Source organism: Marinobacter psychrophilus (assembly GCF_001043175.1).
Classification (GTDB): Bacteria; Pseudomonadota; Gammaproteobacteria; order Pseudomonadales; family Oleiphilaceae; genus Marinobacter; species Marinobacter psychrophilus.
Genome location: NZ_CP011494.1, coordinates 3,124,923 through 3,148,981, shown reverse-complemented (window position 1 = coordinate 3,148,981; position 24,059 = coordinate 3,124,923). Strand labels below are relative to the sequence as shown.

The window sequence follows — 24,059 nt, the reverse complement described above, 5'->3', positions numbered from 1 at the left end:
TGTCTATGTCAGATCAAGCATGCGCATCGAGTGCCGATGCGGGGGCGCAGGAAGATCTTGCCTGCGCCCTGCTGAGCAAACATTTTGGTGAGTTTACCGCTGTCAACGGGGTGTCATTCAGTATCCCTCGCGGGGCGTTCTTTTCCATCCTTGGCCCCTCTGGCTGCGGTAAAACAACGCTGCTGCGGATGCTGGCTGGTTTTCAGCAACCGGATTCCGGTGACATTCTGATTAAAGGAAAGTCAGTGCTGAACACGCCGCCGAACAAGCGGCCGGTTAATATGGTGTTTCAGCACTTGGCGCTATTTCCGACCATGTCGGTGGCCGAAAACATTGCTTATGGGTTGAAGCGCAAAGGCATTCCCAAGCGTGAACACGCCACCTTGATTGACGAAGTGCTGGCCAAGGTTCACTTGCCCGATTATGGCGACAAACGCATTGATCAGCTCTCTGGCGGGCAAAAACAGCGTGTAGCCATAGCCCGCTGCCTGGTACTAAACCCCGCCGTGTTGTTACTTGATGAGCCGTTAGGCGCTCTGGATTTAAAACTGCGCGAGCAAATGAAAATTGAGCTCAAACGGTTGCAGCGCGAGTTCAACACCACGTTTGTTTACATCACCCACGACCAGTCTGAAGCACTGGTTATGTCTGACCAAGTAGCGGTAATGAATAAGGGCCGGTTTGAGCAGGTCGGCACGCCGCAAGAGCTTTACTACCAGCCGAAAACCGCCTTTGTGGCAGGCTTTGTTGGCGATAGCAACCAGTACGCAGGCAAGGTACAGTCGCAGTCTGGCGACCTTGTCACCGTTGTGACCGAGCAGGGTGTACGCTTGTTGAGCCACGCCAACCAACCGTTGCTGGCGGGCTCACCCATTACCTTGTTTGTTCGGCCGGAAGTGATGCAAATCAGCACATCCAGGCCGGCAACGGAACAAGACAATTGCCTGGCCGTCACCGTTTCGCGCGTACTGTTTGACGGCGCACAAAGCCGGGTTCAGGTGGAAACCGCCGAAGGCGCCGAGCTTACAGTAGCGCTGCCGCAGACCGCAGACTTTCAGGCATTAGAGCCGGGCCGATCGGTGCATGTCAGTTGGCAAGCCAGTCAGTGCCTCTGCTTCGCCGCCCCCGCGGATACGAAGCCGCTGGGTACGCCATGAGCAAAGCAAACGGCAACTTCAACCGTACCCAATTCCGCCTGGGCTTTTGGCTGTTGCTGGCGCCTATCGTACTCTGGCTCAGCTTGCTGATTATTCTGCCGCACATCGATATGGTGCTGGTGTCGCTGCGGGAGCGCATTGCCTCCCGGCAATACGGTTTCAGTTTTGGTAATTACACCGCGTTTTTTACCGAACCTCTGTATTGGAATACCTTTGTTCGCACCGCGGTGATGTCTATCCTTGCCACCGTGCTGACGCTAATCATTGCCTTCCCGGTGTCGTTTTACATTGCCAAAGTACTCACCGGCAGGCCGCGGATTGCGTTGTTCATTTTGTGCCTGCTGCCGTTCTGGGTCAGCGAACTGGTGCGTACTTACGGCTGGATGATACTCCTGCGGGAAACCGGTCTGATCAGCGGCGCGCTGCAATGGTTCGGGCTTGCGGACCAACCCGTTGAAATGCTCTATAACGACGTTGCCATTATGGTGGGGCTGATCTACACCTCCATGCTGTTTATGGTTGTGCCACTGGTGACAACCCTCGACAGCCTGGACAACAGCCTGATTGAAGCCGGATACGACCTGGGTGGCAGCAGTTGGAACGTGATGCGCAGTATTGTGATTCCCCACGCTATGCCTGGCATTATGAGCGGCTGCATTGTGGTGTTTATGCTAACGCTCGGAAATTACCTGACCCCAACATTGCTGGGCGGCAAATCCAGCCTGTGGTTTACCGAGCAGATCTACACCCAGTTTATTACCCGCTTTAACTGGGAGCAGGGCGCCGCTTTCGGCATTTTGCTGCTGATACTCTCGTCACTCATCGTTTGGTTGGGCCTGAAAATCACCAGGCAGTCGTTTACACGGGTGATGTCATGATTCCTTCTATTCCCAGCAGCCGTTTCTTTCGGGTTTCCTACCTGAGTTATGTAACGCTGTTTTTCATTTTTTTAATCACGCCCTTGGTGGTTGTGGCGGCGTTCTCGTTTAACGACGCCTTATTTCCGTCGCTGCCGTGGAATGGTTTCACCTGGGACTGGTATCTGGGTAAGGGCGATCCCAGGCTCGGCCTGTTTCACGATGACGCCCTGCTCGACAGTATTGGTGTGAGTGTTCAGGTGGCCATTGTCACCACCATGGCCAGTCTGGCACTGGCCACCTGCAACGCCTTTTTGTTCGAGCGCGAACAGTTTCCGGGTAAGAACTTTCTTTACGTGCTGATGCTGATGCCACTGGTGATACCGGGGGTGATACTCGGGGTATCCATTCTGGTGTTCAGCAGCACCGTGGCTAACTGGTTTGAGGTGCAGTTTGGTTATGAAGTAGAAGCCCTGCGCCCGGGCCTGGTTTTGGTCACACTGGGGCAGTTTGCGTTCCTTACCACCATTGCCACCCTGGTGATTTCTGCACGCCTGCGCAAATTCGACATTACCCAGGAAGAAGCCGCCATGAACCTTGGCGCCAGCCGCTTGACCGCCATTGCCACCGTTACCCTACCGTTTCTGAAACCCGCGCTGTTTGGTGCCGGCGTGGTGGCATTTCTAATGTCGTTTGAAAACTTCAACACGACTTTGATGCTGGTGGGCTCCGATGCCCCTCTGACCATTGCGATGTTTGACCGGCTGCGGGAAGGCTCAACACCGGTATTAAACGCGGTGTCGGTGTTGCTGATGGTGGGGTCCGCGTGTTTGGCGCTGGTTTCACTATTCGTGCAGCGCCCGGCCAAGCCGTAATCTACGCATTACAAGATGCAGTGAAAGGCTGCATTTTTTGATTTGTTCCCTACCTATTATTCACATCCAAAGCCCGCAAGGTGTGCTAACTTTGTGGTCAAAGCCGAGGGTTGCGTCGCCATAGACGCCGTTGGGAAATAGTATGCCTGCACTTAGAGATAAGACATGATCGTTGAAAAAACACATCGGCCTTGGCTAAACGCGGTAATAGCTTCACCCTGCAGCAAATATTTTTTCGTTATACTCGCCGTTGTTAGCTTGATCGCAAGCATTGAAATATGGCCTTTATCCGTAACCCATTCTGTTATTGAGCATGGCTTTTATTTTCTGGTGATGGCTACGTTTGCCATTACCTGCCCATTCATTGCTCACCGTATCCACGTTACTCATCGTATCCAAAAAGCACTCAAACAGGCTGAGTCCGTATCAGAGGCGAGCATCAAGAGCGAGCAGCTCATCAGAACCATTGTTGATAGTGCGCCAAATATGATGGGCTATTGGGACAAGGGTTTACGTTGCCGCTTTGCCAACAATGCGTTCATTGAATGGTTTGGCATGCCACCCGAAGACGTTATCGGGATTCGGTTTCAGGACTTGGTCAGCGAGCAACTGTATGCTCTGAATGAGCCCCATATTCGTGCGGTGCTAGAGGGCAAACCGCAACGCTTTGAGCGCACTCTGATCAAAGCCGATGGCAGTGTCGGGCATATTATAGGGCACTATATTCCAGACTTTGAAGCCGGTGGTACGGTTCGGGGGTTCTCTATTCAGGCCAACGAAATAACGGTTCTGAAGGAGATCGAGGCAAAGCTCAAGCTGGCGGCGTGTGTTTTCGACAACACGCTTGATGGTGTTTTGATTACCGATGTTGATGGCGTGATCTTATCGGTTAATCCAGGGTTCGTCGAAATTACGGGCTATACCGCTGAGGAATCTGTCGGGAAAACGCCTCATAGTCTGCACTCCGGCCGTCATGGCCAGGCGTTTTATGCGTCCATGTGGGAGGAAATAGATGCCAAGGGGCGCTGGCATGGCGAAATATGGAACCGCCGTAAAGACGGCGAGCTTTACCTGCAACGCATGACCATCAGTGTGGTGCTTGATGGGGTCGGCGAGCCCATGCGCTATGTCTCTGTATTCAGTGATATTACGGCGCTTTGGAAAAAAGACGAGCACATCCGGCATTTGGCGTTTCACGATGCCTTGACCGACTTGCCCAACAGAACCTTGCTGATGGACCGGATTAGCCAAAAAGTGCTCCATTCCAATCGCGAAGAGAGCCATTTTGCACTGATGTTTCTCGACCTTGATGGGTTTAAGCTGGTAAACGACCAACAGGGTCACAAGTTTGGAGACGACCTGTTAAAAGATGTGGCGAAACGGTTGCTGGCGCTGGTGAGAAGCTCCGATACCGTAGCCCGTGTGGGTGGCGATGAGTTTATCTTTCTCCTTAACAATCCGCGGGGAAGAGACGAAATTACCGATGTCGCGAATCGTATTGTTGCCTCGATTAATGAGCCCACAGAGATTCTGGGGGAGGTGGTCCAGATAGGCGTATCGCTGGGTATTGCCACTTTTCCTGCTGACGGGGACAGTGCCTTGGATTTGATCATAAATGCCGACAGTGCAATGTATGCTGCCAAAAGCTTCGGCAACAATAATATCCGGTTCTTTTCGGCTGAGCACTCACCCCTTCCGAAACCTACTGGGTTGAAATAACCCCTCCATACCTTTTCAATCTAACCTTGCAGGCCTTCGCACGCACCAATTGTGAGCACGGGGCTTTTGACTGCGTATATTTTGGTGCGTTGCGCTTACAAAATGTTTCAATTGTATTCTGCCTTACTCGTCTTTTGCGCCTTAACGTATTGAATTTATGAGTGAATGGTCATGGTTGGAACGTTCCATGCAGAGAAAGGGATGTGTTGCTGACCAACAGCGCAATCCATCAAGACGCAAAGGAAGACGAAATGAGCATCAGAAAACATGTGAAACTGGCCGTCTCTGCACTGGCGCTATCCATTTCTTTTAGTGCCCTCGCTGCGGAGGACCCCATCAAGGTTGGTATTTTGCATTCCCTCTCCGGAACCATGGCCATCAGCGAATCCGCCTTGAAAGACACCATGCTGATGTTGATCGAAAAACAGAACGCAGCGGGTGGTATCCTGGGCCGCCAGCTTGAGCCGGTGGTGGTTGACCCTGCGTCTAACTGGCCGCTGTTTGCTGAAAAAGCTCGCGAGCTGTTGGCAAAAGACAAGGTCGACGTGATTTTTGGCAATTGGACCTCGGTATCACGCAAGTCGGTACTGCCCGTTATCGAAGAGCTTAACGGTTTGCTGTTTTACCCGGTTCAGTATGAAGGCGAAGAGTCGTCTGAAAACGTGTTCTACACTGGCGCAGCGCCCAACCAGCAGGCAATACCTGCGGTTAACTATCTGATGAACGACATCGGCGTTGAGCGCTGGGTGTTGGCCGGTACCGATTATGTGTACCCGCGCACCACCAACAAGATCTTGGAAACCTACCTGAAAGCCCAAGGCGTGGCCCCCGAAGACATCATGATTAACTACACGCCTTTCGGTCATTCTGATTGGCAGGCGATTGTGTCGGATATTAAAGCATTCGGCAGTGCCGGCAAGAAAACCGCGGTCGTTTCCACCATTAACGGCGACGCCAACGTTCCTTTCTACCGCGAGCTGGGTAACCAGGGCATTAATGCCGCTGATATTCCGGTAGTTGCCTTCTCTGTGGGTGAGCAGGAGCTGTCGGGTATCGATACAGGCCCACTGGTCGGCCACCTGGCGGCCTGGAATTACTTCATGAGCGTAGATGCTGACGCCAACTATGAATTTATTGACGCCTGGGTTGCTTACACCGGTAAGGAAGATGCCGTCACCAACGACCCGATGGAAGCCCATTACATTGGCTTCAACATGTACGTGGAAGCAGTGAAAAAAGCCGGCACCACCGACGTGAACGCAGTGAAAGACGCCATTATCGGCGTTGCTGTGCCCAACCTCACCGGTGGCATCGCCACCATGATGCCCAACCACCACATCACCAAGCCGGTGCTGATTGGCGAGATTCAAGACAACGGTCAGTTCTCCGTGGTGTGGCAAACGCCGTCAACGGTTGTGGGCGATGCCTGGTCTGATTTCCTGCCAGGCTCAAAAGATCTGATCAGCGACTGGCGCAAGCCGATGTCCTGCGGAAACTTCAACGTGGTTAGTGGAACCTGTGGCGGCAAAGCGGCAGTGGCTGCTCAGTAAGGTCAAAACGGTTATACCTTTTCGCGGGCGGGGTTGATCCTCGTCCGCTTTTTTACAACAGCACGTTTTGTTGAACTCTTTTTTTTAAATAAAAACAGGACACAACCATGGGCAGCACCCGATTGCTCAGTCAGCTTCTGCTTGTCTGTTCTCTGCTCTGGCCGGGTTTCACCCAGGCTCAGGTGGAAGACACCGAAGCGCAACAACTGCTCACGGCACTGGCGGAATCGTCATTTGCAGACAAAGAAGCCGTGGTTAATCGCATTGCAGGCAGCGGCGACGAACGCGCCCGAGGCTGGCTGGAATCGTTTGCCAGCAACAAACTGGCCCGCATTGAATCCAGCGGGCAATTCATCATCGTGACCGACAATCGCGGCCGAGACTGGACAGTGCAAAACGCACTGACCGGCGAAAATCTGGGCGAGTTCTCCCGCCGGGACATCGACACCATTCGCGTCAATAACGCGTTGCGTGGCGAACTGGAAGACATCCTTTCTGTGATTGACCTCAAAAGCCCTAACCAAAGCAGCCGTTTATCCGCCGCCCGCACCCTGAAAGGCAGCGTAGACAGCGCATTGGCCAAACGTGTGCCGGGCCTTATTGAGACCGAACAAAGTGCGCCGGTTCGCGCCGCACTCACGGAAGCACTGGCCATCTACCGTGTGGCCGAGCAGGGCGATCTGGCTGCGGTTGAAACCTTGTCTGGCAGCCTGAACTCGCAAGCCCGCGCTGCCTTGCAACAAGCCATGCGCAGCGATAACCCGGAGCTGGTCGCCGCCGCCACCAAAGCGATGGACAGCATCGAACAAAAACTGACGCTGAACCGCGCCGCTGAAACCCTGTATTTTGGCCTGTCGCTGGGCTCGGTGTTGGTACTGGCTGCCATCGGCCTGGCCATTACTTTTGGCGTAATGGGCGTGATCAACATGGCCCACGGCGAACTGATTATGCTGGGTGCCTACACCACCTGGGGCATGCAGCAGCTGCTGCCGGGCCAGCCGGGCCTGGCGCTGATTTTATCCATTCCTGCCGGTTTTATGGTGGCGGCACTGGCCGGCGTGGTGATTGAACGCACCGTTATTCAATACCTGAAAGGTCGCCCGCTAGAAACCCTGCTGGCCACCTTTGGTGTAAGCCTGATTCTGCAACAGTTGGTGCGCACAGTGGTTTCCCCGCTGAACCGCACGGTAATTACACCGGAGTGGATGAGTGGTTCGGTGATGATCAACGAAGCTTTGTCACTGACGCTCAACCGGCTTTATGTGATTGGTTTTGCGCTGGTGGTGTTTGCCGGGCTGATGCTGATTATGCGCAAAACCCGCCTCGGGCTGGAAGTTCGGGCGGTTACCCAAAACCGGACCATGGCCCGCTCCATGGGCATAAAAGCCACCCGCGTCGACATTCTGACCTTTGCCCTGGGTTCTGGCGTTGCCGGCCTGGCGGGGGTGGCTTTGTCACAGATTACCAACGTTGGCCCCAATCTGGGCCAGAGTTACATTATCGATTCGTTCATGGTGGTGGTGTTCGGCGGCGTGGGCAATCTGTGGGGCACGCTGCTGGCGGGATTGACGCTTGGCACCATCAACCAGCTGCTGGAACCTTGGGTGGGCGCGGTGTTGGCCAAAATTCTGGTGTTGGTGCTGATCATCCTGTTCATTCAAAAACGGCCTCGGGGATTGTTCCCCCAGAAAGGCCGTGCAGCGGAGGGGTAAGGACATGTGGCTAACAAGACCTTTGGCTGAACGCTCCACTCAAACATTTTTGGGCGTTCTGTTTGCAGCGCTGGCGGTGGTTACGGTGCTGCACCTGGCCTTGCCGGAAGACAACGCGCTGCATGTCAGCGCTTACACCGTTACCTTGCTGGGCAAGTATCTGTGTTACGCCTTGCTGGCAGTGGCTGTCGATTTGGTGTGGGGTTACCTGGGCATTCTGAGCTTGGGCCACGGCGCATTTTTTGCCCTCGGAGGCTACGCCATGGGCATGTACCTGATGCGCCAGATTGGCGATCGCGGCACCTACGGCGACCCGGTTCTGCCGGATTTCATGGTGTTTCTGAATTGGCAGGAGTTGCCTTGGTACTGGCTGGGTTTCGACATGGCCTGGTTTGCCTTTGCGATGGTGCTGCTGGCGCCCGGCCTTCTAGCACTGGTGTTCGGCTTTCTGGCGTTTCGGTCGCGGGTGACCGGGGTTTACCTGTCTATCATCACTCAGGCGCTGACCTTTGCCCTGATGCTGGCGTTCTTCCGCAACGAAATGGGTTTTGGCGGCAATAACGGCCTGACCGATTTCCGAGACCTTCTGGGCTTCAATTTGCGCACCGATGCCACCCGCCTGGGGCTGTTCCTGGCCACCGGTGTGGCGCTGGCGATTGGTTTTGTGATTTGCCGCGGCATTGTGACCAGCAAGCTGGGCCGGGTGAGCGTGGCCTGCCGCGACGCCGAAGCGCGAACCCGCTTTCTGGGCTATCGGGTGGAACGGGTGCAGTTATTCGTATTCGTGATATCGGCTATGCTGGCCGGCGTAGCGGGCGCCTTGTATGTGCCCCAGGTGGGCATCATCAACCCCAGCGAATTTTCGCCGTTGTTCTCCATTGAAATTGTGGTGTGGGTGGCCTTGGGTGGTCGCGCCACGCTTTACGGCGCGGTGATTGGTGCAGTACTGGTGAACTACGCCAAAACCGTCCTTACCGGCGTGATGCCAGACGCCTGGCTGTTCGCCTTGGGCGGTTTGTTTGTTCTGGTTACGGTGTTTCTGCCCAAAGGCATTGCCGGGTTGGTGTTCAAGCCTAAAAAGGCCGCTGCGCCCGCTAACAATCCCGACACGCAGGAGGCCACCGTATGAGTTTTTTAAAGGAACTCGCCAACCGCGACAAGGTGTTCAATTTTCTGATTCCAGAGGTATCACCGGTTGACGTTCGCCACGGGCCTATTCTGTACCTGGAAGACGTCAGCGTGAGCTTTGACGGCTTCAAGGCCATCAACAACCTGAACCTGACCATCGACGACGGCGAGCTGCGCTGCATCATTGGGCCTAACGGGGCGGGCAAAACCACCATGATGGACATCATTACCGGCAAAACCCGACCCGATACCGGCTCGGTCTGGTTTGGCAGCCGCCATAACCTGCTGACCAAAAGCGAACCCGAAATCGCCTCGTTGGGCATTGGCCGCAAATTTCAGAAGCCCACGGTGTTTGAAGCACTCACAGTGTTCGAAAACCTGGAATTGGCGATGGCGGCGGACAAGCGCGTACTGCCTACGCTGACCGCGGTGCTGAACGGCGAATGCCGCGACCGCATCGACGAAGTGCTGGAGACGATTGGTCTGCGCAACCTTCGTGCTGCCTTGGCCGGCATTTTGTCCCACGGCCAGAAACAATGGCTGGAAATTGGCATGTTGCTGATGCAAAAACCGCGCTTGTTACTGGTAGACGAACCCGTGGCCGGTATGACCGAACAGGAAATGGAACGCACCGCCGAATTGCTCACCACGCTTGCCGGCAAACAGTCCGTTGTGGTGGTGGAACACGACATGGGCTTTGTGCGCTCCATCGCCCGCAAAGTTACCGTGTTGCACCAGGGCAGCGTGCTGGCGGAAGGCACCATGGACCAGGTGTCTAACCACCCGGACGTTATCAAGGTGTACTTGGGGGAGGAAACTTGATGCCAGTTGAGAGCTTGATGCTGATTGAACGCCAGTTGCCAATGAAAAACCTAATGCTGAAAATCCAGAAAATCGATCAGTATTACGGCGAAAGCCACACCCTTTGGGATCTGGAACTGGATGTGCCCGAGGGCCAGTGTACCTGCGTTATGGGCCGCAATGGCGTGGGTAAAACCACGCTGATGAAATGCATCATGGGCGAAGAAACCGTCAAGAGCGGTTCCATTACGTTCGCCCAAGAGGTCGAGCTTACCCAGAAAAAAATTGAAGACCGTTCTCGCCTGGGCATAGGCTACGTGCCTCAGGGCCGGCAGATTTTCCCGCTGCTGACGGTGGAAGAAAACCTGCGTACCGGCCTGGCGGTGCGTAAAGACGGCAGCAAAAAAATCCCCGAACGCGTGTACGAACTGTTTCCGGTGCTGGAAGAAATGCGCCACCGCCGCGGCGGCGATCTCTCTGGCGGCCAGCAACAGCAACTGGCTATTGGCCGGGCCTTGGTGATTGAACCCCGTCTGTTGATTCTGGACGAGCCGGGAGAGGGCATTCAGCCCAACATCGTCGCTCAGATTGGCGAGGTTATTCGCACGCTGATCAAAGAAGACGGCCTGACGGTGCTGTTGGTGGAGCAAAAACTGCCTTTCGCCCGCAAGTACGCCGACCGCTTTGCCATCCTCGACCGCGGCCGCCGCGTGGCCGAAGGCGAAATCGCCGGTCTGACCAACGAACTCATTAAAAAGCACCTGACGGTATGACCGTGTTTCAGCGCGTTGCGCCCGTTGATCAGCGTACCGAGCCCGTTCACTCGCCAGAACAGGATTCCGGACACCGCTTCGACCCACAAAGGCGTTGGGCCGCGGCTCTGTCTTTGGGTTTTGACCTACGCAGCGATGGGTCAGGCAACGCCATTACCCGATTAGCGCGGCGCAAGCACCACGGCCCGTTAAGAGTGCAGCGGCCGTTTTACCCGGAAGGCCGCAACGGCTGTTGTCATGTGTACCTGCTTCACCCGCCGGGTGGGCTGGTCAGCGGCGACGAACTGCGTATTGATGCCACTGTGGAAGAAGGCGCGCACGTGCTGCTAACCACACCCGCCGCCGCCAAACTCTACAAAGCTGACAGCCATGGTGTGGCCTGGGGCCAACACACCCGCTTGCACGTCGCCAGCAACGCCACACTCGAATACCTGCCGCAGGAAACCCTGGCGTTTGACGGCTCCCGGGGCGAACAAACCACCACCATCGAACTGCAAACCGGCGCCAAATGCCTGGGCTGGGAAATTCTCGCCCTTGGCCGCCCGGCCAGCCAGTTGCCGTTCACATCCGGCCATATGGAGCAGCGTTTCCAACTGCGGATGGACGGCCAGCCGTTATGGCTGGAACGCCAAATCATGAGCCCGCAACACCGCCGCTTCAAAGGCCCTTGGGGCCAGGGCGGCGCAACCGTACAGGCCACCTTGTGGGTGGTTGGCCTGGAAAACGAAGCCGCCGCAATAGAAGCACTGCGTGCTGCACTGCCGGCAAACCCACGCTGGGCTGTTACTCGTCGCCGGGGCGTGGTGTTGTTGCGTTACTTGGGGCAAGAAAGAAACGAAGCCTGGGCTATATGCCAGCAAGCCTGGGAGTTATTGCGGCCCTTGCTGACCGGCAAAGCGGCGACAGTGCCGCGGATATGGCTGACCTGAGATTAGAGGAACAACAAAATGGAACTGACACCAAGAGACAAAGACAAGCTGCTGCTGTTCACGGCCGGCCTGCTGGCCGAACGCCGCAAAGCCAAAGGTCTGAAACTGAATTACCCCGAAGCCATCGCCCTGATCAGCACCGAAATTATGGAAGGCGCGCGTGAGGGCCGAACCGTTGCCGAGCTGATGAGCAGCGGCGCGGAAATTCTGACCCGCGACGACGTGATGGACGGCATCGCCGAGATGATTCCCGAAGTGCAGGTAGAAGCCACCTTCCCGGACGGCACCAAACTGGTGACTGTTCACAACCCCATTGTATGAGGGCCGCGCCATGATCCCCGGAGAGTACCAACTGAAAGACGGCGACATAGAACTCTGCGCCGGCCGCAAACGCATCACCGTCGACGTCGCCAACACCGGCGACCGCCCGATACAGATCGGCTCTCACTACCACTTCGCCGAAGCCAATCCGGCGCTGAAGTTTGACCGTCCCAAAGCAACAGGCTACCGGCTTGATGTCGCCGCGGGTACCGCCATTCGCTTCGAGCCTGGACAGTCACGAAAGGTCACCCTGATTCCGTTTGCCGGCAGCCGAAACATCTACGGTTTTCGCGGCGAAGTGATGGGAAGTCTGGAGGTGCAGAAATGAAAATCACAAGACAAGCCTACGCCGACATGTACGGCCCCACCACCGGTGACCGAGTCCGGCTGGGCGACACAGAGCTGTGGATAGAAGTGGAGAGCGACGCCACCCACTACGGTGACGAAGTAAAATTCGGCGGCGGTAAAGTCATCCGTGACGGCATGGGCCAAAGCCAGCGCGCCGACGACACCGTGATGGACACCGTCATCACCAACGCCCTGATTCTGGATTGGTGGGGCATCGTTAAAGCCGACGTTGGCCTGCAAAACGGCCGCATCGCCGCCATCGGCAAAGCCGGCAACCCCGACACCCAGCCAGATGTCACCATCGTTATCGGCCCTGGCACCGAAATCATCGCCGGCGAAGGCAAAATCCTCACCGCCGGTGGTATCGACGCCCACATCCACTTCATCTGCCCCCAGCAGATTGAAGAAGCCCTGATGAGCGGCATTACCACCATGCTCGGCGGCGGCACCGGCCCGGCCACCGGCACCAACGCCACCACGTGCACACCCGGTGCCTGGCACATGGGCAAAATGCTTCAGGCCGTCGACAGCATGCCGATGAACATCGGCTTCCTTGGCAAAGGCAACGCCAGCCTGCCCGAAGCCCTGGAACTGCAAATAAAAGCCGGCGCCATTGGCCTGAAACTGCACGAAGACTGGGGCACCACCCCGGCCAGCATCGACAACTGCCTGACCGTGGCAGACAAATACGACGTACAGGTGGCCATTCACACCGACACCCTGAACGAATCCGGCTTTGTGGAAGACACCTTGGCCGCGTTCAAAGAACGCTGCATTCACACCTACCACACCGAAGGTGCCGGTGGCGGCCACGCGCCCGACATCATCACCGCCTGCTCCAAACCCTACGTGCTGCCGTCATCCACCAACCCCACGCGGCCCTACACCGTGAACACCATCGACGAACACCTAGACATGCTGATGGTGTGCCACCACCTGGACCCGAACATCCCCGAAGACGTCGCCTTCGCCGATTCACGCATTCGTCGCGAGACCATCGCCGCAGAAGACATCCTTCACGACCTGGGCGTTATCTCGATGATTGCCTCTGATTCCCAGGCCATGGGCCGGGTGGGCGAAGTGGTGTGCCGCACCTGGCAAACGGCTCACAAAATGAAACAGCAACGTGGCTTGCTGCCGCAAGATGAAGACTTGGGTGCCGACAACTTTCGCGCCAAACGCTACATCGCCAAGTACACCATCAACCCCGCCATCACCCACGGCATCAGCCATGAAGTAGGCTCGGTAGAAGTGGGAAAGATGGCAGACCTGGTGTTGTGGAACCCGGCGTTTTTCGGCGTAAAGCCCGCCCTTATTGTGAAAGGAGGCATGATTGCAGCCGCGCCCATGGGTGACCCTAACGCCTCTATCCCCACGCCCCAGCCCGTGCATTACCGCCTGATGTTTGGCGCCTTTGGCAAAGCCGCCAGCGCCACGCGCCTGACGTTTGTCAGCCAGGCTGCGTTGGATGCGGGCGTTGGCAAAGCACTGGGCCTGGACAGCCCGCTGGCGGCCTGCAAGAACGTACGGCAGGTGCGCAAGGCCGACATGAAACTGAACGACGCCTGCCCACACATCACCGTAGACCCGCAAACCTACGAAGTGTACGCAGACGGCGAACTGCTTACCTGCGAGCCGGCTTCTGAACTGCCACTGGCCCAGCGCTACCACCTGTTTTAAGGCGCACCCGGAGAACCCTATGCTGGAACTAATAGAACGCACCCATAACATCGACAGCGCAGAAATTCACGACAACCTGGTTCTGCCCTACGAACTGCGTATGCGCGGCCGCCTGCGCGCTACCACCGAAACCAGCCTTGATGTAGGCCTGTTTCTGGACCGTGGCCCGGTACTGCGCGATGGCGACTTGCTGCAAGCCCGAACCGGCGAAGTTATCCGCATTCGCGCCGCCGACGAGCCCGTGGTCACCGCACGCATTGGCGCTGGCCTGCCCCTGGCGCGCCTTTGCTACCACCTGGGCAACCGCCACGTGTCACTGGCCATTGGCGAAGACGAGCAGGGTGGCTGGGTTCGCTTTCCGCCCGACCACGTGCTGGAAGAACTGGCCGAGCACCTGGGCGCCACTCTTGCCCACCACAACGCCAAATTCGACCCCGAGCCGGGCGCCTATGCTCCGGCGAGTCACAGCCATGAGCATTAACAGTCATGACCACTGACAGCCAACCAGGCGCTTCGAGCGACCTGGCACTACTGGGCCTGATGCAATTGGTCAGCCCTGCGCTGCCCATAGGCGCCTTTGCCTGGTCACAGGGCCTGGAAAGTGCGTTTGAACTGGGCTGGGTGAAAACCGAAGCGGACTTGCAGGAATGGCTGGAAGGCGTTCTAGAAGATGGTTTAAGCCGCTGCGAGCTGCCCCTGCTGGCACGGCTGCAAACGGCCTGGGCAACGGAAGATGCGCAGGCCATTGCCCAGTGGAACACCTGGCTACAAGCCACCCGTGAAACCGCCGAACTGAGCGACGAAGACACCCGCTTGGGCGCGGCCCTGGTCACCTTGCTGCGCAACCTTGGCTTGCTGCCGGATGCGAACCTGATTCCGAACCAACCGGGTTACATCACCATGTTCGCTTGGGTAGCCCATTACCGACAGGTACCGCAACGGCAAACACTCATTGGCTTCGCCTGGGCCTGGCTGGAAAACCAGCTGTCCGTCGCCTGCAAAGCGCTGCCCCTTGGCCACACCGCCGCCCAGCGCATCACCGAACACATGCGCCCACTGCTGGTGACAGCCGTGGAGGTTGCTCTGCAAAGGGAAGATCACGACCTTGGCCCTATCTTGCCGGGGCTGGCGCTGGGCAGTGCGTTGCACGAAACACAGTATTCGAGACTTTTTAGAAGTTAATTTTTTCAGAAACTGACGTCTTCAGAAACGAATAGCGAACGAGGAAATAACCATGAAACATTGCTTGAGAATAGGCGTTGGCGGCCCGGTAGGCTCCGGCAAAACCGCATTGCTGCGCCAGCTGTGTAGTGCCCTGAAAGACCACTACGACATCGCCGTGGTGACCAACGACATCTACACAAGAGAAGACGCCGACTTCCTGCTGAAGCACGACGCCCTGCCGGCCGACCGCATTCTTGGCGTTGAAACCGGCGGCTGCCCCCACACCGCCATTCGCGAAGATGCCTCCATGAACCTGGCGGCCATCGACGACCTGCAAAACCGGCACCCGAATCTGGAACTGGTGCTGGTAGAGTCCGGCGGCGACAACCTATCCGCCACCTTCAGCCCGGAACTGTCTGACCTCACCCTGTATGTGATTGACGTATCCGCCGGCGACAAAATTCCCCGCAAAGGCGGCCCCGGCATCACCAAATCCGACTTGCTGATCATCAACAAAATCGACATCGCCGAATACGTGCACGCCTCGCTGGACATCATGGAGCGTGATTCCAAAATGATGCGCGGCGAACGGCCCTTTGTGTTTGCCAACCTTTATGACGGAGTAGGGCTGGAAACCATCATCAGCTTTATTTTGGAAAGGGGCATGTTGCCGGAGCGCAGGCCAGAAAAGCTGGCTAAAACTGCCTGATCGAACACCTTTTTTTCTTTCGAATCAAAACGGAAAAACAGTTATGAAAAACATCAAAAAAATGAGTATCAGTGCAGTGCTCCTGCTGGCCTCCACGAACGCGCTTGCGCACTCCGGCCACGAAGCCATTGGCGACGTGCTGCATATTGAATACTTGGCTGCCGCAGTGATCGTTAGCGCCATAGCGTTCACGGCCTGGAAGAAGATTAAGCAACGTCGCTGAGAGTTAAGACGACGATAGCGCAGCCTTTCAACGTCCCCGCAAGAATGGCTGGCGGCAAACGCCAGCTCTTTCCCCAGATCCGTTTTGAAATCGCGTTTTGGCGGTGAAGAAGCGATCGGTATAGTTACGGGAAAAAGCAAAATAACATGACAATATCAATTATTTGCACCAATAAAGACCCTAAACCCTGGGTAGCCGCCCTAAGGGCATTAGACCCTACTCTCGACGTTCAAATATGGCCAAACGAAAGCCGAAAAGCTGACGTTGAGTTTGCATTATGTTGGAATCATCCTGAAGGCGTTCTACGAGACTACCCAAATCTGCGATGCATTTGCTCTATGGGCGCAGGTATAGATCATTTACTTAATGATGAATTTTTTCCAAAAGATCTACCGGTGATAAGAATCATAGATCCTCTACTAGCACAGTCTATGTATGAATATCTTCATACAGCCGTTATGTATTACTTCCGGGATTTTGACATATACAAGGCTCAGCAATACCAATCGAACTGGAAACAGCAGTCACCCAAAGCAATAGCCCATACGACCATCGGTGTAATGGGGTTAGGTAAGCTTGGAGAATATTCGGCTAGCAAGTTTTCTAAGATTGGATTTAATGTCATTGGTTGGTCGCGCACTCAAAAGACTATCACCGGAGTAAAGTCTTATGCAAGCGACAGGCAGCTAGGAGAGTTTCTTTCACAAGTAGATATATTGATTTGCTTATTGCCCCTGACAAACGAGACGCGGGGTATTCTTAACCTTGAAAACATTAATAAACTGCCTTTTGGGGCTTGCTTGGTCAATGTAGCAAGGGGCGAACACCTGATAGATGAAGATCTGATAACAGCACTGAATGAAGGTCAGCTGAGAGGAGCATGCCTTGATGTTTTTAGAGAGGAGCCATTATCTCAGATGCATCCATTTTGGCAGAATAACAAAATACTCCTGACCCCTCACTGCTCAAGCATTACAGATCCTAACTCAGTCGCGCCTCAAATTTTGAAAAACTATCGACTGATGAAAAGTGGTCGGGCCCTAATGAATCAAGTAGACCCTTTTCGAGGTTATTAAACATTTGGATTTAATTATATCCAAATAGAACAGGCAGAACAGACAGATATAGTGTATCCCTGCGAGGTTAAGTGGTGTGAAGAGAGCCTGTCTCTGGTGTTTTCTCCGAAATTGGAACTGGTGCTGGTGGAATCTGGCGGCGACAAAATTCCCCGCAAAGGCGGCCCCGGCATCACCAAATCCGACCTGCTGATCATCAACGAAATCGACATCGCCGAATACGTGCACGCCGCGCTGGGCATCATGGCGCGTGATTCCAAAATGATGCGCGGCGAACGGCCGTTTGTGTTTGTCAACCCTGTTGTTGGCGCTGGCATTGCCTGGGGCGGCTTGAGCCTGCCATGCGTGGAAACCGGTATCAGCTTGTCGGTAATACTGGCCGGTATCCTTATTGCCACACTGGCGCTTAAGTTTGCAGGGCGTGCCCTTGGCACCCTGATGCAGAAAACGGATAACCGGTTCGGCCGAGCGCTGGGTGCTGTGGTTGCTAAAACTGGAGCGTTGCTGGCGGTGTAAGGGACACAGTTAGAACATAGAGTTAAAACAAAAAGCTGCGCGGGCCTACCGCGCAGCTTTTTTTATTGCTTAAAATTATGGATTTTTGCAAAGGGGCAGACAAGCAGTACTGAGATGTTTTAGTCTATGTGGTAACCGCTATAGACGCACAGCTTGTTAAGGATGACAGCCGATGAACCTTTCAGTACCACCACAGCCTCTTTTCAGTCCCTGGTTTTTCATACCGTTTATTTTGCGGCTGTCTGTGCTGCGTTTTGTTTCGTTTTTCTCTAAAAAATCGCTGTGTTAGAGCAAAAAATATGAAGAAATTCGGAGCGCAGTGTTCTTGGGTGGGCGGTGTTTTTTGACCGTGTGGGGGGTAGTCAATGCTTCTTTATTGCGATAACGAAGACGTCAGATGATTGCGAGCGAATACAGCGTGTTGTTTATAATTCGTTGTCTGGACTAAGAAAAAATTATTGATTTTAGTATGATCTAAATTTTATGTAGCGCTCATTTTTTTAATAGTGGAGTGTGCTATCTAGTCACTGTTGATATGTGAATCCAGAGTCGATATTGCAAGTGACTAATATCAAGCCCAACATTCAGAAGTAAAAATATTTAACGGATGAATATATGAAAACCCATGATCCGGTAAGAGAGCTTTCTGAAATAAGAGAGCAGTTATCATATACAAAAAGAATAGGCTTTTTGTTTGGCGCAGGAACATCAAAAGCAATAGGTCTTCCTGATATCTCCGATCTAACATTACAAATCGATGAGGCGCTAAGCGCTGAAGAAAAAAAATATTATGGAATAATAAAAGACTCACTTCCTGAAGGCTCAAAGCATATTGAGGAAATTCTAAATAAAGCCCGCCTGATTCGAAAAATAACCGATGACAGTAAAAATAAGTCCTTCGATGACATCAATGGTGAAAACGCCAAAAACTAGACAAAAAATATGTGATGAGATTTACGATATAATTTTAAAAGCAGAACGCGCAGCCAATATCGACGTATCGAAAAAATTTATAACTTGGTTAAATCATCTTCCAAGAGATTTCTCAAAGGAAATATTCACGACTAACTATGACCTAATTATTGAAAAGGCATTTGAAAGCCTCTTGATTCCATATTTCGATGGGTTCGTTGGATCAAATGAACCATTTTTTTCTCATGAAAGCTTGGAAGGTAAGTCACTACAAGACCGCCCGCCCGTCTCATGGATCCGTTTGTGGAAGCTACATGGTTCGTTAGGATGGTTTTGGAAGACAAATGATGGCAACAATCCCGACAGGGTGATTCGGTTAAGTTCTGGTGCGAAGAAAGATTACCCTAACTCTGAACTAGTAATATACCCATCGAGAGATAAATATGAGTCATCAAGGAAACAGCCTTTTACAAGTTATTTCGATAGACTAAGGGATTTTTCCCTGCCTGGCGAAGGAATATTCATTGTTAGTGGATACTCATTTTCTGACGAATATATAAATGAGCTAATTTTTAGTTGCCTAAAACAAAACAATCGGTTGCATGTGCTTGCATTTTTCTACAGCGACGAGCCAATTAAAAAAATAGTAAAAGAGCATAAAAACTATCCGAACCTAACCATGATCGGAAAAAATACCGCATCAATATCTGGTGTTTTTGGAGAGTGGGCTAATGCGAGCCCCGATGAATTAATTACCCCATTCTGGGAAGATTCTACTAAATCAGTTTCTTTAGGGGATTATACCAAACTGGTAGAGTTTCTGACTTTGTGCTCAGGGAAGGGGGGAGCATGAAAGAAAATATTACTTACTTAGGGGTTGTAATGAACGTCAATAGTTCTAGCGTGGAAGTAGAGATATCAAAAGATATCCCTACTGCGGCGCCAATTATTGATGGCCGACTGTATAAGATAGGTCAAATTGGAACTTTTGTAAAATTTCCAGCAGGTAGTCTAACATTATTTGGCATCGTTTCTTCAGTTAGCAACACACCAAAGTCCTTAGATATTGAGTCATATGAACCCAACTATGGATCAAGATTTTTACAAGTAAACTTAATAGGTGAGAAGGTAGGAAGTCGTGATTTTCAAAAAGGTGTTGGCACTTTCCCTACTATAAATGATGAGGTTCACATTGTAACTGAAGAAGATCTTAGGGCTATTTATAGCAATAAATCAGAAAGATTTTTAGAAATTGGGACTCACTCTTCATCGAAAAATCTTCCTGTCTATATAGACCCCCATAACCTTATATTACGTCACGCCGCCATACTCGGCTCTACAGGCAGCGGAAAATCAAATACGACTGCGAATTTAATTAAACGTATGTTAGGTAAGTATCCCGGATCGAGAGTAGTACTTATCGATCCTCACGGTGAGTACTCAGCTGCGTTCAGCGACACATCTAAAGTTTTTAAGATAAACTCTCAAACAAGTCCTCTATTCATCCCATTTTGGGCAATGACATTTGATGAGCTAACTTTTTTCTTGGTAGGCAGACCTGAGGGGCAAGAGCGACCAGAAGACAAACAATTACGGGAAAAAATCGTTCAACTTAAAAAAGATAATGCCTGCAGAATAAAAAGCGGCGCAATCGACGTTAACTATATAACTGCAGATTCACCGATTCCCTTTAATATTAAGGAACTTTGGCATGACATGGATCGGGAAGTTAATGGCACTTATAGTGTAAGCAATGAACAAGACCAGACGAGAGCTAATGAAAAATTAGTAGATAAAGGAGACTTTAGTAAACTAATTCCAGCAAAATTTGAAGCATATTCACCGACAAACTCAGCGCCTTATAAATCAAAAAAACAAACAATGTACTCATACGTCGGTAAAATTTACTCTAGATTGAAAGACTCTAGATATAATTTTATGTTTAATCCGGATGACTATTATGATGTTGATAGCCCAAACGATCTCGATCACTTGTTACGAGAGTGGATCAATCACGATCACAGGCTTACTATTCTAGATTTGAGTGGGGTTCCTTTTGAACTAATTGATATATCTGTCGGCTTAATAACCCGCTTTCTTTATGACTCAATGTACTGGGGTCGAAATGAGGAGTATACAGGTAGAAACAGGCCGCTTTTAATGGTTTATGAAGAAGCGCATTCATATTTGCCGAAATCAGAAAATAGCAGTCATATTTATGGGTATGCTCGTAGGGCTGTAGAAAAAATCTTTAAAGAAGGAAGGAAATTTGGAATTGGTTCCATTGTTGTAACGCAAAGACCATCTGAAATATCAGAGACTATTTTAGCACAAGTGGGTACTTTTATAGCCCTTAGATTAACTAATAGTAGTGATAAAAACACTGTTCAGAGCGCTGCACCTAATAACATTAGTAGCTTGATGGAACTATTGCCGTCCTTACGTATTGGCGAAGCAATAATAATTGGCGAAGCTATTAGCATTCCGACTAGAGTTACTATTGATTTAGTTGAACCACGTCCCTCTAGCAATGACCCCGATTTAATTTCATCTTGGAGTAAGCCATTTAATAAAGATGTTGATAATTATGTATCTGTCGTTAAAGCTATTCGCGAACAAAAACTTAACTAACCTCGGAGTACTGTCATGGAAATGATACCTGTTAACTCATCAAACATTCTTGCCATTGCATACGATCCTGATTCTGCAACTTTAACCATAGCGTTTAAAGGTGGTAGCGAATATGAGTACTATGATGTTCCGCAGCATGAATTTGATAGCTTTCTCTCAGCTAATTCAAAAGGGGAATATGGGCATCAAAATATATACAAAAAATATAGCCAGAAAAAGACAAGGTAAGGTTGAATTAAAAGTTAAAGGAGTGAGGATATTTTTTCTTGGTAGCAGTTTCTGCTAAATTTCTGTTAGTTACTTTAAGGGCGAAATTATACTCCGCCAACCAAGATTATTTTTATCGGACGTTTTAGTCGATACCATTAGCCAGGGCTTTCGCACGTTCCCGAATGTATTTGGCGTATTTGGGGCGGCAGCATCACAAGAGAACCGGGACAGATTTATTTTCGTGGCTTCTCTGATGGCTTGGAGCTGAGTTGAATCACTACCAACCCTCTCCGCACTTTGGTTAATATCGACTGCCAACGCACAGAATGGATTTTGTGTATCAGAAGCAAGGAGACGCTGATGCCAAGACAGGTCAGGGTGATTGTGCCCGGTTTTCTCTACCATATTGTTCAACGCCGGAAAACCGGGACAGATTTATTTTTCCAGTACCGCTTCCTCGCCTTGGGTTTTCAGCTCAACATCCGTTTTCGATATTTTCGGGGGTGGCGGCGTCCAAGCTTTCAACAGCTGCCCCGCTTCTTGATAAAAATGCGGCACTGCTTTTTCTAGCTCCTCAACAAACACCCTTCGTCCGCTGAACTTCGCCGCAAGATCAACTTCGTAAACGATTTCCAGCGTCGTGGCCGCAGTGTTGGATGTGGCTGATTCCAGTAACTCAGGGGAATCCCGCAAGACCTTCAAAGCCTGGTAGGTCGTTTCTGCTTTCCCGGGCCTGGTGGCGCGAATGAAGAACCCGGCTGGTTCGGTCTTCTTCAGTTGACGCAGGAGCCAGTTCAATCTTGCTTTAGTGCTTTGTTTGTCCTTTGGCGCGGCAAGGCGCATGGAGCAATAAATCATTCGCCGCTGAAGGTCAGCCGTTACTTCCAGGTCTGCCGCCGCGTTGATGATACTGAGTGCACATTGCAGTACCGGTGTTTTACAAAACGCATCGGCGTCGTCCTTCAGTCTCATGGAAGGGTCGAGGCGATGGTCGTTTTTCAATTTTAGGGAAACGTCGCTGCCTGTTAGTCGAGACATGATCAAACAAAGGTCTCGTTGCTCTTGGTGCCAGGCGGCAATGGTGCTTTGAACCTCATCGCTGGTTTTGGCAAGAGACGCATTGCTCTTCACTTTGTTGACGACGTCTTTCCATTCGACATTCATCTGGTCGAAATGGCTGATGCCGGAGCGGTCGCTTTCAAGGTATCGCAGTATTTCGCTAAGGATGAACACCTGATCCTCGTCTTGCACGCCATCGTTCTTGAGTAGCAGTTGGCACTGGGTCCGGATAAATGCCCACGACCAATGATACAGAGCAACTGACTTGGTGGCGTTCTTCGGGAGTTTTACCGGGTGATGGGTTGGCAGTGCGACAAACTGATTAGTAATGGTAATCACCGCATCCAGTTTATGGGTTTTCGCTTGTTGCAGGTATCGCGACAATTGGTCTTCGCCAATGGTGTCATTGTTGACTTTAGCTTCAATCAGCGCCCGCCATTCACGCCGGCCCGTGCGAAGGATCAGGAGGCCGTCCGGTCGATCTTTCTGTTTAACAGCCTGCTTGTCTTCGTTTTGAAAAACCACTTCTGTCCAGGCTTCCAAGGTAGCGCTGGTTCCAACTCGCACATTTAGGGATTTCAGCAGAGACTGGCGCAACTCAAGCACGGAGCGAAGCCCCGCGAGAATGATGGAGACAGACTTCTGTTCCCTTGCACTGTCTGCGGTTATCGGAATTAGTCGAGCAGGTTCTCCTCCGGCGAGGAAATCAGGACGGTTTGTCACAGGTAGCTCCATGCTTTTATTCGATTTAGTTTCCTTCCAAAGCCTAGCATCAATTATTCTATCTGCCTGAATTTGAGTTAATAAAATATTAAATGAAAAACCGGGACAGATTTATTTTTTGGCTGTGGACACTTTGCTGACTCATTCTGTAAGCTTCCTAACGGTTTTTAAAGGAGACAACAATGTCCTGGTTTAAGGTTTTTTCCGCAGTAGTCGTTGCCAATATTGTATCGTGGATTGTCGTCAGCATCCTTGGCTGGTTTATCTTCTTCGTGGTTTTGGATTCCTTCACCGAGTCGCTGATCGAAAGGCTTTCCAAAACAGATGAGGTCGAATTTCCTGCGATTTCAGTCCCCTCGTACTCACCACGAGCGGTGACTCAAGAAGAAATAGAGGCGAAACAAAAAAGAGAAAAGCAGTTAGCAGCTGAGCGACGTCGGGCTACGCGTGGCGCTGAGCAGAGACGAAGTGCCATCGCCGGCAGTAAAAAGATGTGTGAGTTCTGGACTTCCGAGTATCGCAAAGACGGAAACCCCAAGAGTCAGGCATATAAAGAAATGGCCTGCTTGCGTTACCGCAACTTACTCAACTGAGAATCCACACATAGGGTTCGCCACAAAACCTGTAGAGGCTCTTTCCAGTTCGGACTCTGGCTCGGCGTGGTTTTAGACTTAAGTAAAAACCGGGACAGATTTATTTTTGCGGCTTTTCTGATGGCTTGGAGTTGATTTGAATCACTACCAACCCTCTTCGCACTTTGGTTAATATCGGCTGCCAGCACACAGAATGGATTTTGTGTATCAGAAGCAAGGAGACGCTGATGCCAAGACAGGCTAGGGTGACTGTGCCCGGTTTTCCCCACCATATTGTTCAACGCGGTCATAATCGCCAACCGGTGTTCGTCGAACGCCGTGATTTTGAGTACTACCTGGCGAATCTTCAGGAATGGAAGCAGGTCTGAGAGCTGGATGTGTTCAGTTACTGCT

The 24,059-nt window shown here is 52.1% G+C and carries 25 protein-coding genes and 1 pseudogene; 25 read left to right on the top strand and 1 reads right to left on the bottom strand.

Annotated features, from left to right (window positions below; all coding sequences use genetic code 11):
* Positions 1–5: 5 nt before the first annotated feature.
* The 23 genes and pseudogenes from ABA45_RS14290 (at position 6) to ABA45_RS18660 (ending at position 21,309) form a co-directional block, all read left to right on the top strand.
* On the top strand, positions 6–1,157 hold the full coding sequence (locus tag ABA45_RS14290; protein ID WP_048387174.1) for an ABC transporter ATP-binding protein: 1,152 nt from the start codon (positions 6–8) through the stop codon (positions 1,155–1,157).
* Positions 1,154–2,035: an ABC transporter permease gene (locus ABA45_RS14285; protein ID WP_048387172.1), complete on the top strand. Its 882-nt coding sequence runs from the start codon at positions 1,154–1,156 to the stop codon at positions 2,033–2,035. Before ABA45_RS14290 ends, ABA45_RS14285 begins: the two co-directional genes overlap by 4 nt.
* Entirely contained in the window at positions 2,032–2,889 is an 858-nt protein-coding gene (locus ABA45_RS14280; protein WP_048387170.1) for an ABC transporter permease, read from the top strand. The genes ABA45_RS14285 and ABA45_RS14280 overlap by 4 nt, the downstream gene beginning before the upstream one ends.
* A gap of 165 nt (positions 2,890–3,054) precedes the next feature.
* Positions 3,055–4,608 carry a diguanylate cyclase domain-containing protein gene (locus ABA45_RS14275; protein WP_048387168.1) on the top strand — a complete coding sequence of 518 codons (1,554 nt, stop codon included), beginning with the start codon at positions 3,055–3,057 and terminating at the stop codon, positions 4,606–4,608.
* 251 nt (positions 4,609–4,859) lie between these two features.
* The gene (gene urtA / locus ABA45_RS14270) at positions 4,860–6,158 is read left to right on the top strand and encodes an urea ABC transporter substrate-binding protein (protein ID WP_048387165.1); all 1,299 of its coding nucleotides are present in this window, start codon (positions 4,860–4,862) and stop codon (positions 6,156–6,158) included.
* Positions 6,159–6,265: 107 nt separating this feature from the next.
* Positions 6,266–7,870 carry an urea ABC transporter permease subunit UrtB gene (gene urtB, locus ABA45_RS14265; protein ID WP_048387163.1) on the top strand — a complete coding sequence of 535 codons (1,605 nt, stop codon included), beginning with the start codon at positions 6,266–6,268 and terminating at the stop codon, positions 7,868–7,870.
* Positions 7,871–7,874: 4 nt separating this feature from the next.
* Positions 7,875–8,999 (top strand): urea ABC transporter permease subunit UrtC, encoded by a 1,125-nt coding sequence (urtC, locus tag ABA45_RS14260; protein ID WP_048387161.1) that lies wholly within the window; start codon positions 7,875–7,877, stop codon positions 8,997–8,999.
* Positions 8,996–9,820 (top strand): urea ABC transporter ATP-binding protein UrtD, encoded by an 825-nt coding sequence (gene urtD, locus ABA45_RS14255; RefSeq protein WP_014872311.1) that lies wholly within the window; start codon positions 8,996–8,998, stop codon positions 9,818–9,820. The genes urtC and urtD overlap by 4 nt, the downstream gene beginning before the upstream one ends.
* 53 nt (positions 9,821–9,873) lie before the next feature.
* Positions 9,874–10,572, top strand: a complete 699-nt coding sequence (gene urtE / locus ABA45_RS14250; RefSeq protein WP_041635655.1) for an urea ABC transporter ATP-binding subunit UrtE — start codon at positions 9,874–9,876, stop codon at positions 10,570–10,572.
* Positions 10,569–11,501 (top strand): urease accessory protein UreD, encoded by a 933-nt coding sequence (locus tag ABA45_RS14245; RefSeq protein WP_048387158.1) that lies wholly within the window; start codon positions 10,569–10,571, stop codon positions 11,499–11,501. The genes urtE and ABA45_RS14245 overlap by 4 nt, the downstream gene beginning before the upstream one ends.
* A gap of 18 nt (positions 11,502–11,519) precedes the next feature.
* Positions 11,520–11,822, top strand: a complete 303-nt coding sequence (ureA, locus tag ABA45_RS14240) for an urease subunit gamma (protein ID WP_007352270.1) — start codon at positions 11,520–11,522, stop codon at positions 11,820–11,822.
* Positions 11,823–11,832: 10 nt separating this feature from the next.
* Positions 11,833–12,150 (top strand): urease subunit beta, encoded by a 318-nt coding sequence (locus tag ABA45_RS14235; protein ID WP_014872308.1) that lies wholly within the window; start codon positions 11,833–11,835, stop codon positions 12,148–12,150.
* On the top strand, positions 12,147–13,850 hold the full coding sequence (ureC, locus tag ABA45_RS14230) for an urease subunit alpha (protein WP_014872307.1): 1,704 nt from the start codon (positions 12,147–12,149) through the stop codon (positions 13,848–13,850). The genes ABA45_RS14235 and ureC overlap by 4 nt, the downstream gene beginning before the upstream one ends.
* Before the next feature lie 19 nt (positions 13,851–13,869).
* On the top strand, positions 13,870–14,331 hold the full coding sequence (gene ureE, locus ABA45_RS14225) for an urease accessory protein UreE (protein ID WP_048387156.1): 462 nt from the start codon (positions 13,870–13,872) through the stop codon (positions 14,329–14,331).
* 5 nt (positions 14,332–14,336) lie between these two features.
* Complete coding sequence (locus ABA45_RS14220) at positions 14,337–15,032, top strand: urease accessory protein UreF (RefSeq protein WP_048387154.1); 696 nt, start codon at positions 14,337–14,339, stop codon at positions 15,030–15,032.
* Positions 15,033–15,084: 52 nt separating this feature from the next.
* Entirely contained in the window at positions 15,085–15,723 is a 639-nt protein-coding gene (gene ureG, locus ABA45_RS14215; RefSeq protein ID WP_048387152.1) for an urease accessory protein UreG, read from the top strand.
* Positions 15,724–15,766: 43 nt separating this feature from the next.
* Positions 15,767–15,946: a DUF6732 family protein gene (locus tag ABA45_RS14210; RefSeq protein ID WP_048387150.1), complete on the top strand. Its 180-nt coding sequence runs from the start codon at positions 15,767–15,769 to the stop codon at positions 15,944–15,946.
* 146 nt (positions 15,947–16,092) lie between these two features.
* Positions 16,093–17,022: a 2-hydroxyacid dehydrogenase gene (locus ABA45_RS14205; RefSeq protein ID WP_048387148.1), complete on the top strand. Its 930-nt coding sequence runs from the start codon at positions 16,093–16,095 to the stop codon at positions 17,020–17,022.
* Between the two features lie 81 nt (positions 17,023–17,103).
* A pseudogene (locus ABA45_RS19630) lies at positions 17,104–17,538 on the top strand (HupE/UreJ family protein); the annotation flags it as partial.
* Between the two features lie 615 nt (positions 17,539–18,153).
* The gene (locus ABA45_RS18965) at positions 18,154–18,471 is read left to right on the top strand and encodes a hypothetical protein (RefSeq protein ID WP_053076197.1); all 318 of its coding nucleotides are present in this window, start codon (positions 18,154–18,156) and stop codon (positions 18,469–18,471) included.
* The gene (locus ABA45_RS14195; RefSeq protein ID WP_198146987.1) at positions 18,440–19,303 is read left to right on the top strand and encodes an SIR2 family NAD-dependent protein deacylase; all 864 of its coding nucleotides are present in this window, start codon (positions 18,440–18,442) and stop codon (positions 19,301–19,303) included. Before ABA45_RS18965 ends, ABA45_RS14195 begins: the two co-directional genes overlap by 32 nt.
* Positions 19,300–21,081, top strand: a complete 1,782-nt coding sequence (locus tag ABA45_RS14190) for an ATP-binding protein (RefSeq protein WP_048387146.1) — start codon at positions 19,300–19,302, stop codon at positions 21,079–21,081. The genes ABA45_RS14195 and ABA45_RS14190 overlap by 4 nt, the downstream gene beginning before the upstream one ends.
* Before the next feature lie 15 nt (positions 21,082–21,096).
* Positions 21,097–21,309 carry a KTSC domain-containing protein gene (locus tag ABA45_RS18660; RefSeq protein WP_084708356.1) on the top strand — a complete coding sequence of 71 codons (213 nt, stop codon included), beginning with the start codon at positions 21,097–21,099 and terminating at the stop codon, positions 21,307–21,309.
* 417 nt (positions 21,310–21,726) lie between these two features.
* On the opposite strand, the gene ABA45_RS14185 is transcribed toward ABA45_RS18660, so the two are convergent.
* Positions 21,727–23,085, bottom strand: coding sequence for a hypothetical protein (locus tag ABA45_RS14185; protein ID WP_048387144.1), 1,359 nt, complete (start codon positions 23,083–23,085; stop codon positions 21,727–21,729).
* Between the two features lie 170 nt (positions 23,086–23,255).
* On the opposite strand from ABA45_RS14185, the gene ABA45_RS14180 reads away from it, so the two are divergent.
* Entirely contained in the window at positions 23,256–23,666 is a 411-nt protein-coding gene (locus ABA45_RS14180) for a hypothetical protein (protein WP_048387142.1), read from the top strand.
* A 227-nt stretch (positions 23,667–23,893) separates the two neighbouring features.
* On the top strand, positions 23,894–24,034 hold the full coding sequence (locus ABA45_RS18960; RefSeq protein WP_157035556.1) for a hypothetical protein: 141 nt from the start codon (positions 23,894–23,896) through the stop codon (positions 24,032–24,034).
* The last annotated feature ends 25 nt before the right edge of the window (positions 24,035–24,059 follow it).